The sequence below is a fragment of the Veillonella sp. 3913 genome (assembly GCF_003992235.1).
Taxonomy (GTDB): Bacteria; Bacillota; Negativicutes; order Veillonellales; family Veillonellaceae; genus F0422.
Genome location: NZ_RQVF01000006.1, coordinates 90,555 through 106,215 on the forward strand (window position 1 = coordinate 90,555; position 15,661 = coordinate 106,215).

At 33.5% G+C, this 15,661-nt stretch carries 13 protein-coding genes; all 13 read right to left on the reverse strand.

The window, feature by feature from the left end; all coding sequences use genetic code 11:
• Nucleotides 1–336: 336 nt before the first annotated feature.
• The 13 genes from EO113_RS07275 to EO113_RS07335 all read right to left on the reverse strand — a co-directional run bounded on the left by EO113_RS07275 (nucleotide 337) and on the right by EO113_RS07335 (nucleotide 15,659).
• Nucleotides 337–4,092 (reverse strand): hypothetical protein, encoded by a 3,756-nt coding sequence (locus EO113_RS07275; protein ID WP_240633678.1) that lies wholly within the window; start codon nucleotides 4,090–4,092, stop codon nucleotides 337–339.
• 5 nt (nucleotides 4,093–4,097) lie between these two features.
• Nucleotides 4,098–4,304: a helix-turn-helix transcriptional regulator gene (locus EO113_RS07280; RefSeq protein ID WP_127135944.1), complete on the reverse strand. Its 207-nt coding sequence runs from the start codon at nucleotides 4,302–4,304 to the stop codon at nucleotides 4,098–4,100.
• Between the two features lie 173 nt (nucleotides 4,305–4,477).
• Complete coding sequence (locus tag EO113_RS07285; protein ID WP_127135945.1) at nucleotides 4,478–5,611, reverse strand: glycosyltransferase; 1,134 nt, start codon at nucleotides 5,609–5,611, stop codon at nucleotides 4,478–4,480.
• Between the two features lie 33 nt (nucleotides 5,612–5,644).
• Nucleotides 5,645–6,403, reverse strand: a complete 759-nt coding sequence (locus EO113_RS07290; protein WP_127135946.1) for a glycosyltransferase family 2 protein — start codon at nucleotides 6,401–6,403, stop codon at nucleotides 5,645–5,647.
• Nucleotides 6,404–6,608: 205 nt separating this feature from the next.
• A complete protein-coding gene (locus EO113_RS07295; RefSeq protein WP_127135947.1) occupies nucleotides 6,609–7,403 on the reverse strand; it encodes an NTP transferase domain-containing protein in 795 nt (264 codons plus the stop codon).
• A complete protein-coding gene (locus EO113_RS07300; RefSeq protein ID WP_127135948.1) occupies nucleotides 7,387–8,286 on the reverse strand; it encodes a DMT family transporter in 900 nt (299 codons plus the stop codon). Before EO113_RS07300 ends, EO113_RS07295 begins: the two co-directional genes overlap by 17 nt.
• Nucleotide 8,287: 1 nt before the next feature.
• Nucleotides 8,288–9,238, reverse strand: coding sequence for a choline/ethanolamine kinase family protein (locus EO113_RS07305; RefSeq protein ID WP_164726350.1), 951 nt, complete (start codon nucleotides 9,236–9,238; stop codon nucleotides 8,288–8,290).
• Between the two features lie 20 nt (nucleotides 9,239–9,258).
• Nucleotides 9,259–10,083: a phosphorylcholine transferase LicD gene (locus EO113_RS07310; RefSeq protein WP_127135950.1), complete on the reverse strand. Its 825-nt coding sequence runs from the start codon at nucleotides 10,081–10,083 to the stop codon at nucleotides 9,259–9,261.
• A 57-nt stretch (nucleotides 10,084–10,140) separates the two neighbouring features.
• Nucleotides 10,141–11,124, reverse strand: a complete 984-nt coding sequence (locus tag EO113_RS07315) for a glycosyltransferase (RefSeq protein WP_127135951.1) — start codon at nucleotides 11,122–11,124, stop codon at nucleotides 10,141–10,143.
• A gap of 66 nt (nucleotides 11,125–11,190) precedes the next feature.
• Nucleotides 11,191–12,144, reverse strand: a complete 954-nt coding sequence (gene rfbB / locus EO113_RS07320; protein WP_127135952.1) for a dTDP-glucose 4,6-dehydratase — start codon at nucleotides 12,142–12,144, stop codon at nucleotides 11,191–11,193.
• Between the two features lie 26 nt (nucleotides 12,145–12,170).
• On the reverse strand, nucleotides 12,171–14,126 hold the full coding sequence (locus tag EO113_RS07325; RefSeq protein ID WP_164726351.1) for an LTA synthase family protein: 1,956 nt from the start codon (nucleotides 14,124–14,126) through the stop codon (nucleotides 12,171–12,173).
• Between the two features lie 156 nt (nucleotides 14,127–14,282).
• On the reverse strand, nucleotides 14,283–15,155 hold the full coding sequence (locus EO113_RS07330) for a sirohydrochlorin cobaltochelatase (RefSeq protein WP_240633680.1): 873 nt from the start codon (nucleotides 15,153–15,155) through the stop codon (nucleotides 14,283–14,285).
• Nucleotides 15,156–15,344: 189 nt separating this feature from the next.
• Nucleotides 15,345–15,659 (reverse strand): hypothetical protein, encoded by a 315-nt coding sequence (locus EO113_RS07335; RefSeq protein WP_009353541.1) that lies wholly within the window; start codon nucleotides 15,657–15,659, stop codon nucleotides 15,345–15,347.
• Nucleotides 15,660–15,661: the final 2 nt, after the last annotated feature.

The window sequence follows — 15,661 nt, forward strand, 5'->3', positions numbered from 1 at the left end:
TGCTAAAAAGATTGACCATCCTCAATCGGCAATGTATAATAAACGTACAAATTGGGCTATGAACCCCAAAACTAACTTTATATTATCCTTTTGGATAAAAAGAAAAGGGTCCTTCGGGACCCTTTTGCTTGGTAAAAATATAAAAATAGAGGAAAGTTGATGTTTTTTCAACTTTCCTCTATTTTATTTGTGGGACATTTTGTTACAGCCCCTTCTACAAAATCTACTATGGATGAGCTTTATCAAATACGAAAGAATTATGGAATTTACATGGGTAAGAAGATGGAGAGATAGGCATCTCCTTGCAAACTATTTACAGCAAATAGTCATCTATCTTTATTTTTGTATCCTAGAAAGCATGATTCTAGGATGATCTTTATTATTACGTAGTTTAACATAGCCAAATTTTATTAATTCCTGCCCCACTTTATCCTTATAAAAATTATCCAGCAAAGGCTGTTTATTCTCCCAAACATTAGATAACTCTGAGATTTCATTTACAGAGGATATATAACTTTTCAGAACATTAACACTCAATCTATTTTTAATCTTAGTTAAAACCAAAGATACTTTGGTGCTTAATTTGATATCTGGTGAGCTTAGTACATATTGCATAAAAACTTCATTGAGATTTTCATCTTCCAAATCCTCCAATTTGTCTTTATCATCTAATGACTTTATAAACTCATCTTTTAACTCAAACATCTTAAAGGATTTACATATGTAGTTAATATTTACCGAAGATAAATCTCTCTTTATAATATATTCCATAATAGTTTTTTTAGTTGGATGTATCTTTTCAACTAAGACACTATCTTTTATTGAATCTATAAGCTTCATAGAATTTTCATCTGCAATATCACTATTAACTAAACCATATATCAACTCATAAGAAAGCTCATATTTTAGAAGTGTATTTATAACAAGTTCCTGTGCTACATCATCATTATAATTTGCCAGCGAAATCAATTCGGCATAATATGAGTTATTCCATAATGTCTCAATATTCTTTTCTGTCACTTCAATTAATCTCTGGTGAACTAAAATATTAACTCTATTTTGTGTTAGTTCATGATTGACATTACTTATTGGTTCATCCGCATATTTTATAATGAATGCAAAAATCTTATCACTTACAAACGAACTATTTATAAGGGTATTACAAATAGAAATATTATTTTTTAATATATCTTCATTATTATCTTCATCCAAGTTGTCATTTAGATATTCAACGAAATCATCAATAGATTCTTCAATCATATTCCAACATGAAGCTATATTATCTGAGCAGAACTTAACTTTATTTTTTCGTAATAAACAATTAAGTATTCTATTCGTTATAGAGTTATCATGTAGATCAGTTAACTTTGAAATTACTGTTTCATTCTTCTCTACATACTCTAATTTATATTCATCAGAAATATCAGAATTAAGAATTCTTAACAGTATCTCCTCACTGTTAGTATAGTTTTTTTCACTCTTGTTTTCATCTATATAATCGGATATAACGATCGAAAAATTATCCTCAATATACTCTTTGCTTGATGATAACTGAGTAGAATTATAAATCTCACTTAATAAACTACCATAGTTTATAGTCTTTTCTAATATTACTTCAGTTATAAACAATAAATTTCTAACATTTAGCTTATATGCATGAACCTGCTCAACCCCCGCCAATCTCACTTTATCACAATTTGCTTCTGACACATCTTCAAACTCGATGCCCGCAGAACGAATATTATCGATAAAAACATTAAACTCTTCTTCAGGTATTAAAGATATTATATTCTCATTTTGTTCTATATATTCCTTAAATTCAACTAAGTTAGCTAAATCTATAGTTTCATTTATTAAAACTGAAATCAGTATGTTCTTAAAAGTATCAATATTTTCATCTTCACAAAACTCCAAAGTTCTAACAAGCCCATCCACATTATTTTTCAACAAAATATTAGAATAAATTCTTATTATATCTAAGTCAAACTCGTCTAAAATTTTTAACAAATCCATATACTTGTCATTTATATCAACTGAATCAATAATAGCTAATACTTTTTCAGTTTGTTTTTGCTCTAAACAAGTCTTTAACACTTTCTGATTCAATACATTGAAACGACGAAAATCAGATAGTTTTAATCTACTTATTATCTCATTAGGCGTTTCGACATCCAAGAAAATATCTAGAGCTTTACCTTCTTTTAATCCTTTCATATAGATCATGTCATTTTTCTTTAATATATTTGATGTATCTACATTAAAATTGCCCTTATAGTACCAGTATGTTTCATCCAATAATCCGTCTACAATTAAAAATCTAACTAGAGAAAAATAATGACTTTCTACAATATCAAATCCACCAATTGAAAATAACTTATCCCTTTGTTCAGTGTTCATTTTAGATATAAGCTCTTTATAGTTATATATTTCAATGTCTTTAATCTGCTTTTTTATTTTTTCTCTATCTAAATTAAGTTTATTCATTTCAATAGAAAAATCTTCTGGTAATTTTGCAACTAATACCTTTTTTTCATCATCAGTTAAAACATACTTATTCAAAAAACCCTTGTAAGTAATCCATTCAGTACCGCTTGGATACTTAATGTTAAAACTAATATCAGGGTTTTGACTCCAATCTTTTAGAAACTGCGACATTGTTTTATATTGATTATCAGATGGTCCTACATCTGTCGAGATCATCAACGCCATTGCTTCAAACTTATCATTCGCAATCCTGCTATTTATAAATTTAATATTATCATCGATTTTCTCTAGATCCTGCTTAAAATAACTAACAATTTTTTTCCTATTAGACTCCAATTCATCAAATATTGCTCTTATAAATCCTTTATCTTCCTGCAAAAGATCAAACTCATTTGGGAATATATTTTTTAAAGTAATAAGTGCAAATAATTTATTACTCTCCAATTCAATCTTTCCTATTGGTATAATTTTAGAGTACACAATATATTCATTAACTATATTTTTTAGAAGCCTCATATCATCTACATATAAAGAAATATCAGCCAATAAACTTCTATCAGGGGCATTCTCTACTTCTTTCAAAAGTTCAATAAGTTCATTTTCTGATGTTTTTGAATCTACCACAGGGACTATAGGTAAAATAAAATCGAAGAATTTAGTTCTATTTTTAGAGTAAAATAAACTGTCCTTAAGCATATATATAAATCTTATCGGGGTTTCCCTTTCATCGTTTACTTTTACATATTTGTTTAACAGAAAATTCAGCTCTCTCAACTTTGTGTAAATGGATGCATTATCATATCTATCTAAATCTTCAAAAACAACAATCTTTGAATCAGAACTTCTCAATAAGTAAACCAACTCCTTAATATCTCTATCTAATACTGACTCATCACTATTATTGTCATTAATATTTGCTTCAGCACCTTTGAATGTTATTTTAGAAATTTTAAATTTGTTCCCTCTATTGAATATATACAGATAATAAAACAATGGTACAAATAACAACAAGGCACATAAAAACATCAAAGATATACCATTAAAATTTTTATACACCTCATTAACAAACGATATAAAATTATCTCTTATTATCCAAAGTAGTATTGAGCAAATTATTGAAAGAAACGCCAATGATTGCAGGCATATACTAAAGATGCTTTTATTTGATTTAAAACCATATTTACTAAGTGGTATTTTCTTTGATTCTATCTGAGATAATATTTGATTGATGAGTTGTCTTTCTACCCTATTGTCATCGCCTATATCCTCTGCTTTTTGATTTTCATTACTACACTTATTTTTAGCACCATCAGCCCGTGAATTTAAAGTATTCGTCGAAGATGCTTCTTTTAGTCTATCATCATCTTTAATGTTATTTTTATATTTACCCAAAGAAACTGTAATTATATTTCTTAATTCCTTTTCATGAACATAAGTATTCCATACTGTACTTTTTCCAGCACCATATATGCCGGTAATAGCAATATTTTTTATACTGCTATTGCTAAAAGCATAATCTAGTGCTTCTGTATATATTTGCTCGTTTTCTTCTAGCACTTCAGGGGTAAGTGCATTGAATTTATTATGTTTTACATCTTCTAGCATCATATCACCTATCTCTCTTTGTCAAGACAAATTAAGTCTCCTATATCTGAATTTAATTCCTTGCAAATTTTACCCAAAATAGAAAGGGAAACAGCTTCTCCTTTAGTCATCTTTGCTACTGTTGTTGGTGAAATACCTGTCCTATCAATTATGTCTTTCTTTTTCATATTATTGTCTATCAATAATTTCCACAAACCATTGTAATTAAATTTCATTATTACGCCCCTTTACTTCATATATATGGATTTTTTATATATTATTATAGCGCATTTTATGAGTAATTATAACTTTAAAATTAAAAAAAACCGGTGTAGTCTAAAGACCACACCGACCATAAATTTATCTCTCTGCTTCTTTGTTTGCCTCTTTCTTTTCTTTTGTCTTTTCCTTATCTTCTATCCAAAATAGTTCGAATTAGCGCCTCATGGCTATATGCCTTATTAGCCTGTTCCAATGCCACTTTAGTTTGTGCTTTTCTTGTGCTTAATAAATCTACTAACTCCTGCATAGCACGAATAATATCCGATTCTTCCAACGACTGTATCACACATCCAATTGGAAATTGATCTAATACTTCTGGATTTAATTCTGGAGATACTAATACAGGTTTATTATATCCAATAGCTGTAAATAGCATCGCTCCCCAATGGTATCTATATCGCTCTGCTGCATACGGCATTGCAATAGCATCTACAGATAACAAAGCGTCCTCCCAATCTTTGCCAATTAGATTTTCATGTCTAAATACAATATTGGGAGTATGTTTATACTTCTCTATAAGTGAGCCAAATAATGCTGTATCCTCAGGTTTTGCGGTTGCACCTTGTACGACTAATTCAACAGGCACTGAAAACTTTGCATGCATAAAGGCTTGTATAAATGACTCTAGATTTTTTTCTTTGCGGAATTGTCCAAAAAAGCCAATTCGTAGTGGTTCTTCTTTATCCTTTACAATATTACTTTCATTATATACTGGTTTAAATACAGGTGGAGCTACTAATTGAACATTGGTCAACCCACTATTAGCAAAATCATTTCGTAATGTAATGACATGCAAATGAACATTCTTATACGCTTGTATTCGTTTAGCCCGTTTTTCAAACTTAGGCTGCTCCTTAGGATTGATGCCATGAAATATAATATGTACAGGAACTGGTGAATTTTTCAATTCACTTCTCAGCAAAGATTTGATATACCGATAGGTGGCTGTAGGAATAATTATGGCATCACAAAGCCCTTGTTTTACTAATTCATACACACTGTTAAACCAATCTACCCGCCGTTTTTCACGTTGTACGGATCGCCACAGTTTTTGATACCAAGTAGCTCCTGCATACGTGACAACTTCGCCACCTTGTAACTCATGAACAGGCACTCCATAATCAACTTTAAAAGGGAATTTTTCCGGCACAAAAAACATAGGTTCATGTCCTTGCCGTTTCATTTCATTCACAAGAATTCTATCAAATTCTACTTCATGTCCTGCTGGCATGATAATACTTTCTAATATGGCAACTCGCATGGAAACTCCTTACCGTAATCGTATAACGCTTAATTACAACTTACCATTGGATTTATATAAATAATACAACTTCACATACTTTGTCATAGTATAAAAATAATGGTTCACGGACAAGACCCACCCCATTTTTCCATCTAAAATGCCACCTTGTAAAAGATACATTTTAAGAAATGCCCAAAATGGTCGAAATACAATATCTTTCAAAAAAGATACCGATTTATTTGCCTTTTTATATTTTTCTGCCGATAACGTTGTATATTTGTTTAATTTATTAAAATATTGATCCCAATTATCATAAGTATAATGGTACATAGGTGATTCTAAATTTTTTCTTTCATAAGGTGTAATAACAGCCTGATGCACATATCCTTCTACATATGTCCCAGCTTTGGGCATCAAGCGGCATACGTAGTCTGGTCGCAATACTCCGTGAGTAGCTACATTATGATGAAAGCGATTATGCCGTTCTATCCAGTACACAAACTCCTCTCCTTGTATAGCTAATCGAATTTCTTTACATAATTCAGGGCTGCATCGTTCATCTGCATCAATAAAAAATATCCAGTAGCTATTCGCCTGTTCTACTGCATATGTCTGTTGCGCTCCCCAGTCACCATTCAGCGATCGATGCAACACTTTTGCTCCTAATGATTCTGCAATAGATACCGTATTATCTTCACTACCATCATCAATAACGATAACTTCATCCGCAAAAGGTTGGCAACTTTCTATACAATCTTTAATATTCTGTTCTTCATTTCTCGTTAAAATTAGCACACTAACTGTATTCATAAACTTCCTCTTACCGATCCACATATGACAAAGACTATCACCTTACGTGATAGGCTTTTTATTTATCTTTTATTGTATCAAGTTTGAACTTTGTATTCAACTATAGGTTATACATGGACGATGTTAAGTTTTTTCTTGTAAAAATAATGACCTAACTTTAAAAGAGAGTTCTACATTTGACACTAATACACAAAAAACAGAGCGATTACTCGCTCTGTCTTCCTAAACATTTTTCTTCACTATTATGTTGTAAAAATTCATTGTCAAATGCTACTGCCTCATCCACTGAGTCAAATTCTAATATTTCTTGCGCATCAAACTTTCGTATTTCTAAACCTAATGTATCCATGTGATGAATATATAAATACTCCCACACATGATGCCAATAATCACTACTATCATCCAACTGTTCCAATAGTGTAACAAATTGCTCACTGAAGGTTTTATCAAAATACACATGGCCTAACATAATATCCGCATCATGCCCACCAATAGATACATCTGTAATGCGACCTTCCTCATTACTTGCTATACACCATTCATTTGTTTCGCCTTTCACATGAACAGAAGAATAGTATCCTCTATACTCGTGTGAATTAAAAAGACTTTTAGGATAATAATTATCTACAGAGCAAATATACGTATTTCTCAAAATATCTTTTACTAAATATAAAGATTGCGGATTATCTTTACTATTATATTGATTATTTTCTACAATTTTTACATTATACTTATCTTGCAAATAGTAAAACAACTCTTTTTTATAACCTACAACAACATATATATCTGTAATGCCAGCTTCTTGTAATTGCCGAATTTGTCGCTCAATCAATACTTCTCCTTTTACAAGAGTAAGTCCTTTGGGGCAATAGGCACTCACTGGTGCCAATCGTTTTGAAAGACCTGCTGCCATAATCACAGCATTATCGACTCGGTGTTCTTTCAAGAATTCATATTGATTTTTTTCTAATAGCCCATGAAACTCATTTCTTGTAATCATATGCAGATATAATGCCTCCGCCTACAATTAATATTCCTAATAACAATTCTTGATAGGTTGGTACAACTCCCCAAACTAACATATTAATCAAAATAGCAAATCCACTGTAGCTGCTATTCACTGCCATAGCACGACTAGCACCAATCCGATTGATTGATTTATAGTAAAACATATATGATAAAGCACCACATGTTGCTGCTATCCACAACCAACTCATTTTATCTAACACTAAGTCACTTACTCCTGCTACAGAGAAACCTCCTATAATAAGAGCTATCATGATAATAGCACTAGTTACCGTAGAAGATGCTTGGCGAATCCACAAAGCACTAGTATCATCTAATTCATACTTTCCTAAGGTCCAAGAACAAATAACCGCTTCAGATCCCCAAGCAACTGCACAAATAATAGCCGCAACTAATCCTAACCAAATATTCTGTATCACACTATCATAAGTAATACCCAATAGAATAACAGCACCAATAGAAATAGCTAATGCTATCCATTGATACACTTTTCGTCGTTCTCCTAAGAAAATATGCGCTAATATAGACCCAATTGCTGGATATAATGAAGTAATAACACATACTAAGAAGGGCCCTAAAAAATAAATGGCCAATATATAGGCTGACAATCCAATAGGACCGCCTAATAATGCGGCCATCCCTATAAACTTTGCACCCTTTGAACGAATATCTCTTATTACCTTATGAATATTCCTGGACATCCCTGCTATCACAGTAATCACAAATACACTAATTAAATCATGAATACCAGCCAGAATTAGAGGTAAGACTGCCAACGTCACATCATTCATAAACACAGTATTAATTAGTACTGTATCCGAGGCCCATAAAAAGCCTGAAAAAAGTCCTTGCCACATATTACCTATACAACTCCTTAAATATACCTATTTGGTTAGCCTCTTCATAGACGATCTGAAAATATTCCTTTGCATACTCGTATTGACTACATGCATACTTATTTTCGAGCACATGAGGGCCTTCTTTCACTTCGCACCATATACTCCATATAAACCCGCCAATAGCAATATATGCATAGATTAGATATCGAATCGCATCATCTACTCTTTCACCATAATAAGTATCTATAATACTATCAATCATATATCTATCTAACTGCGAATATAAACAAATCATAGCAATATCTAGATTAGGGTCTTGCATACCTGCATACTCAAAATCAATCAATCGTACTTCTTTATCATCTGTAATTAAAAAATTATCACAATTAGCATCAATATGACATAAGCAATATTCTCTATCCATGGTGTTAATACAGGTCAATAATTTTAGAATATTAGCTTTGGTAGCCTCATAATTTTGAAAGCATGTTTCCGTCTCTCTGAGCCTCTCATACTTTTCAATCATAGCTACTAAATCAAATGTATGAGGAACCTTGATATTGGATGCATGTAGTAATTTAAGCGTATCTAATGCTAACGATAACTCACCTTGATTGGATATTTCCAAGTTATGTGCAGACTCTATAAACTTTGTAACCTTAACACCTGTCATGGCATCCAAATATACAACATCATCAGATATATGTAACTCTTTTATAGCTTTATACACTGTAGCTTCCTGTTCTCGATTTACCAATGATGCGGTATCTACATTAGGTATACGAATTACATATTTTCCATCACCCTTAATAGAAAATGTAAAACTATCGTTAGTTAAACCTTTTTTTACAGGAGCTATATTTACGATGTTGTCTATATGTACTTTGAAAATATTTGATAAGAATTGTGCAATCTTATTTCTATCTAGTATATCATACTTTTTAAAACATATATTATGAGATGGTATCACGGTAACTCCTATAACTTAAATTACTTATGTTTCCAATAGGCCTCTACATTATGACCTCTTCTTTTCTCCTCTGGTGGTAGCTCCATATAGTCTCCATAGTATTCCCTCAGCATTTGATCATAAGATTTTACGATTGGAAGTTTATACCCCTCAAAATCTACTAATATAATATCTTCAAACCATTCATAAGGGTATATAGAGTAATTATATGGATCACCTTTTTTATAATCCTGTGTAAATGACACTTGCGGTGTTTTAGCATTATTATATTGGGTTTTACAATCTATTAAACGATTTGACATCGTCTTTAAGCAAGGAAGTGGCAATTTATACTTATCTATAAAACTATTCCATCTTTGAAAATGTTGTTGAAAATGGTAGATTAGTTTACTATATAACTTTATATTTTTAAAAAGTTTTACTTGGGCATTTTTCTCGATTGGAATATGGTCCAAAACAAAAATATCTATGTAGATTCCATACTCTATAAACTTTCCTTTTGAAAAATGTTCATATAAAATAGTATTAGAATCAAAAAATTTGGCACAGAAACACATAAAATAGCTAACTTCATCCATTTCTCCCCATAATGTGTAATGTTCTTCATTATGTAGGATATGTTCCTTCCATGCTTTCTCAAATTTATTATATTCTGATCGTAGCATAATGACATCTACATCATCATCCCAAGGAATAAATCCTTTATGTCGTATAGCTCCCAATGCAGTACCATATGCAATTGAATAGGAAATATCATGAATTTTACAAAATTCATCAAATCTCACTAAAGTTTTTAATAATACCTCTTTAAACTCTTTACCCTTTATCACTTGTCTCATATCCATAACACTACCTATATCCTATTAAGATTTTTTTCACGTATTATTTAAAATCGAAAAGACTCACTTAACCTCTTTACTACATTTAGAAAGTTTAGAAAACAACGTAAACCCAGTACCACAATTGTTATACAACCACCACAATATACGTTCTTTTTTTCTAATTCCTTCCCAAGCTACAGCATCTTGCATAGCCTCAGATAACCATCGTTTCGTATCTTCATATTCTTGTGGATAGTCTAAAATTAAATCCGTATTAGAATAAAATACCGTCAATAAAGACATTGCATTTTTTATAATCTCTCCATGGATATAATGTAATTCCTCTGTATATCCATATTCCGTAGCGAAAGCAATTTTTTCATAGTTTAAATATAAGCTGTCGTATTTTGGCTTTACTCTAAATGAGCGTTGTGTAATAGAGTTTTCTCGTTTTATATAATGATAAAATTGATAATCTAACCATCCCACTTTATGACATTCATTAAATATTTTATACAAAGTACCTAAATCTTCGAATACACGGCCTACTGGAAATTGAACTTTTTCCAATAACTCTTTTTTATAAATTTTCCCCCAAGCGCTGACATTATCATCTCTTAGCCCCATAGAAACTGCTGTACGGTGATCATAACACTCTAGTTTACCTGTTCCTATCATCTCTTTGATTACCATATTCTTTCGAGTACTCGTACAAGAAATAATATCTAAATTATGTTCTTGTAGATAAGGAACCATTGTTGCAAACATTTGCGGATGGATATAGTCATCACTATCTATAAAGGTAATTAGTTCTGCCTTTGCATGTGCAACTCCTACATTTCGAGCTTTACTAAGTCCCCCATTTTCCTGACTAATAATCCGAATTCGATTATCTTTTTTCTGATACTCTCTACAAATATCTACTGAGGAATCGATACCCCCATCATCTACCAAGATAATATCTAAATTTGTATAGGTTTGAGCTAAAACTGAATCTAAACACTGCCCTATATATTTTTCTACTTGATATACTGGTATAATTACCGACAATAAAGGTTCTGACATATTTCCTCCCTATTTTCTAGTTCTATACTATCTGATATCCACTAAGCTTCTATCACAACTATAGATTTAATTTAACAACCGTTTCCTATACCATTGCACAATCAGTACCAACGTATCCTCCATCGTATACTCTGGTACCCATCCTAATCTTTCTAGCTTACTACTGTCGATAGCATACCGTCGGTCATGGCCCAATCTATCTTCCACATAGGTAATAAGTTCATAGGGCTTTCCCAAAATAGTTAGGATTCGTTTCACCAGGTCAATATTGGAAATTTCTTCACGAGCCCCTATATTATAGACTTCTCCCACTCTACCTTTATGTAGAATACAATCGATGGCCCTACAGTGGTCTAATACGTGAATCCAATCACGCACATTCAATCCATCACCATAGACTGGCAGTGGTAAATCTTGCAACGCTTTTTGTATCATGAGGGGAATCAATTTCTCTGGGTATTGATTGGTTCCGTAATTATTAGAACATCTCGATATGGTTACCGGTAAGCCATAGGTCTTATGATAGCTCAATACTAATAAATCTGAAGAAGCTTTCGAGGCTGCATAAGGATTTGTCGGTGCCAATGAACTTTCCTCTGTGAAAGGAACTCCTCCTTCTAATTGTAAAGCTCCATATACTTCATCAGTAGATACATGATGAAACCGTTTTATCCCGTATTGCAAACACGCATCTAGTAAAACGCCAGTACCCATGACATTCGTCTCTAAAAACACTTGTGGTCCAGTAATACTCCGATCTACATGGCTTTCTGCTGCCAAATGTACTACAACATCTGGCATATACGTTGCAAACAAAGTATCTACCAAAGAAGCATCTCGAATATCTCCTTCTATCATGATCAAACGAGAATCTTCAAGTAGGTCTATTATATTGTTCCTATTCCCTGCATAGGTTAAGGCATCTATGCATATAAAGAAATCGTTTGTATAGGTATCCATCATATATCGTAAGAAGTGACTACCTATAAAGCCACAGCCACCTGTTACTAAAATATTCATAGTACCTATGCGCTCCTATAAAAAATTTATTCTACCGCATTGCCTCTCACAATCCGCCACACGCTAATGGTCCGCAACGCCTTAATATACTTTGCATACTCTTCTGGCATGGATGCCCCTTGTTCATGGATACCGCTATCGTCAACATATAAGCGATGATTAAATCCCATCTTAGGCGCTGTAAACAAACTCGGCATTAAACTCATATAGGTATCGCCCTTACGACCTACTAGCTCTGCCAAGGTAGGGTTAATTTGTAAAGCACTACCAAAGCTACTTTCACTCAGCCAACTAGGGTTTACACCTTGTCCATAAACGATAAAAGGAATAGCCGAGAAAGTTGGAATATCCACTTGGGTAGCAAAACTAAAACGTTCAGAGTGATCCCCTGTAATCAAGGTTAACATCGTAGGATCTATCGCTTCTACCTCACGAATCATGTTACCCATTGTCATATCTGCATACCAGAAATGACCAATTTCATTCACTGTTTTGTCATCCTTTTTGATAGAGTCATCGCCTTTACCAATTACTTTGGACGCATCAAAACCAGCTTTTGCTAAATCTACCGAATACGGTGGATGATTCGAGGATGTCATTATAAAGTGGAACACTTTTTCACCTGGTTGTTCCCCTTTTACATAATTGGTAATCGCCTTAAACAAATCTCCATCAGGAGCGCCCCAAGCATTGCCTCCTTCATAAGGGAAACTAGTCGCACCATGGAACTCGTCAAACCCTTGTGCTAGAGCAAATCGTTCCACATCTTGCCATGTTCCAAATCCACCATACCAGAACACTGTTTTATATCCAAAATGTTTCATCATTTGTGCAATACCAGTACCATACTTTGATTTATAGGACTGCCCTTCATAGTTCGGATATAAACCAGCATCAGCTAAACCTGTAACAAACCCATTGATAGCTGGCATAGTGCCTGTACCATGAGCTAGCATATATTTCGTGTGCATTGCTTTTGGCGAACTCTGAATTGCCTTGCCTTCTTGTACAATGTAAGTACCTAATTCTTCATAGTTTGGCAAGAACGGCCACAAACCATAGCTTTCACCTAACACAAAGATAACATTATGCGGCTGGGTAGGTAATTTTTCTTCTGTAATGGTCCGTGTGAAAGCTTCATCAATGGTAGCAGCCTGTGGATTTCCTCCCACAGATTGGATCACATCTTTGAGCTCAGCCCCTGTGATGGTAATTTTCTTCGCTTGTTTAGACCGTTCATAAATGGTAGACACTCGTTTCAAGGCTTGTCCATCATCTAAAATCGCTTCATTTAATAGATTAGACTTCGTCCGTGCTGCATTTTCCCAATGGATGGAACCATTGTAGGTAAAAGCTCCGCCAAAACGTAATCCAATACCCACTGCAACTACTAAAAAAATAGACCCTAATACTGTGGCAATTTGTTTAGCCTTACCACTTACTTGTATCTTCCATGTACGATTGGTATATACTTTCATAAAGATATAAACCATAACAGCACAGAAGACAATTGCTAAGGGCAAGCGCCAAAGCAATCCATATTCAGAAATCCCAGTTTGCAACGTAGCTCCAATATCGTCATGAGCTCCGTTGATAATCATCGCATTAAAGGAGGCATGGAAGATAGTAAAGTAAGGAATACGTAAGCAAAATAAAAATGTAAATATAGCGGTACTAATTCCATACATCCATCGACGTATTGACCAAGGTGAATACCATTGACACCCTTCTCTACATAGAACACCGGGTAGCGTGGAAAATAAAAAACTGAGTAATACAATAGTACCTGCTGTTTTTAAACTAATACGAAACCCTAGCCATAGTGCCTCAAGAATATCCCCTAAACTAACCTCCCCTAATTGATCTTGAAAGAGTGCAATAAAGGCAATCCGAAACACCATGAATAGTGCGGAAAACCAAAGTAATCCTTTTACATCTAACTGTAGTCCATGTATCCAGTTAGTTAGCTTTGTATGTTCCATGAGTCTATTCCCCTTGTTATGAATTATGTCGGTATCTATTTTTTCAAATTACCATCATCATTTCTCATCATTACCTTTCATTATACTCCATATTCCCTTAACAATCAAAAAATCGCATACCATGACGTATCATGATATGCGATAGTTCATACTGTTTTATGCGGTTCTGAAAGTTCCGTGTTTCACAACAGGTTTACCATCTCCTGTTTCACGTTGACGCAAAGTGCGACGTTCTGCACTACGAATCACTTGGGATAAATGTTTCACAAATAATTCTTGAATGTATGGATTTTCTCCTAAGCCTTCATTCCAAATAGAAACACCATATCCTTGTTGTCCTAACAAAGTAGCAATAGAATCAGATCGTTCACCTCCTAAGTAATCCATTAAGTGAGCGGAGCCAATCAATGCCAAAGGCACCACCAATACTTCCTGATGATCTAAACGTTCTAACAATGTCAGTGCTTGTTTAAAGTTAGGGAATCCATTGGCTGTGAATACCACTACATTTTGCCCTGCTCCATACAAACATTTCAATTGTAACGCACTATATTCCAATTGGTTTTGACCATTAGCCATAAGTAATACAGTTTTATTTAATGCACGAATGTTAATATGCTTAATGATTGCTTCTATAGTATCAGAGTAATCATCTGCATAATTTTTCACCCCTAAAGAGTTCAACAATGGTTTGCCTACTGTAGCATGCAAGCCACGATCGTGAGCTTCTTTCATCACTTCTTTACGCATTTGTACATAACATTGATCCCATACTAATGCAAATGGCTGAACAAAAATCTCCGTTACCCCTGCAGTAGCCAAACTTTCAATGGCACCCGTTAAAGTAAATACGTTTGCTTCATATTTTTCATTCCATTTATCCACTAATGCATCCGATAAAAATACACGACGCACTTCTACACCTGGATACATTTCCTTAATCCGTCGTTCCATAGCTCCTACTGATGCTTCCACCGCATCTCCGTAGATAGATCCGAATGTTGCTAACACAATACCACGTTGATTCATATATGCCTCCATATTCATTCCTTGTTTGTTGGGTTACATAAACACACTTCTTAATACCTATGATACGTCACGTTTTGTATTATGTCAATGATAATTTTTCTCATTTATTGAAATTGTTAGAAGATACTAAAAAAGGTCTAACAATAGATGTTGTTATCTATTATCAGACCTTAGATGATTAGCATATACTTATGGTTGTGAGATAATTCGCGGTGCTGCTACCTTGAATACATCACGTAATAACGGCAAAAACCGCCCTTCAATTAATGTTCGATTTCGTTCACTTTTTGTAATGAGCCATAACGCTGTCCCATTATATTTAATGGAAATTAAACTATTAATATATTGATCAAAATCGGATTGTCCCATTTTCTCACGTAATTCTAACAATAAAGAATGTAAGGGCTCCCCTTGATACTCAGGGCGTTCCAATACTGGTGTAAAAACTACTTCATATACAGAATCACTATATTGATTAGGACCTGCAGAACTTTGAAAATCCATGA

Bases quoted from the DNA above. Each gene is read 5' to 3' on its own strand.
- EO113_RS07275 (WP_240633678.1), bottom strand. From the start codon at position 4,092: ATGATGCTAGAAGATGTAAAACATAATAAATTCAATGCACTTACCCCT.
- EO113_RS07280 (WP_127135944.1), bottom strand. From the start codon at position 4,304: ATGAAATTTAATTACAATGGTTTGTGGAAATTATTGATAGACAATAAT.
- EO113_RS07285 (WP_127135945.1), bottom strand. From the start codon at position 5,611: ATGCGAGTTGCCATATTAGAAAGTATTATCATGCCAGCAGGACATGAA.
- EO113_RS07290 (WP_127135946.1), bottom strand. From the start codon at position 6,403: ATGAATACAGTTAGTGTGCTAATTTTAACGAGAAATGAAGAACAGAAT.
- EO113_RS07295 (WP_127135947.1), bottom strand. From the start codon at position 7,403: ATGATTACAAGAAATGAGTTTCATGGGCTATTAGAAAAAAATCAATAT.
- EO113_RS07300 (WP_127135948.1), bottom strand. From the start codon at position 8,286: ATGTGGCAAGGACTTTTTTCAGGCTTTTTATGGGCCTCGGATACAGTA.
- EO113_RS07310 (WP_127135950.1), bottom strand. From the start codon at position 10,083: ATGGATATGAGACAAGTGATAAAGGGTAAAGAGTTTAAAGAGGTATTA.
- EO113_RS07315 (WP_127135951.1), bottom strand. From the start codon at position 11,124: ATGTCAGAACCTTTATTGTCGGTAATTATACCAGTATATCAAGTAGAA.
- rfbB (WP_127135952.1), bottom strand. From the start codon at position 12,144: ATGAATATTTTAGTAACAGGTGGCTGTGGCTTTATAGGTAGTCACTTC.
- EO113_RS07325 (WP_164726351.1), bottom strand. From the start codon at position 14,126: ATGGAACATACAAAGCTAACTAACTGGATACATGGACTACAGTTAGAT.
- EO113_RS07330 (WP_240633680.1), bottom strand. From the start codon at position 15,155: ATGAATCAACGTGGTATTGTGTTAGCAACATTCGGATCTATCTACGGA.
- EO113_RS07335 (WP_009353541.1), bottom strand. From the start codon at position 15,659: ATGGATTTTCAAAGTTCTGCAGGTCCTAATCAATATAGTGATTCTGTA.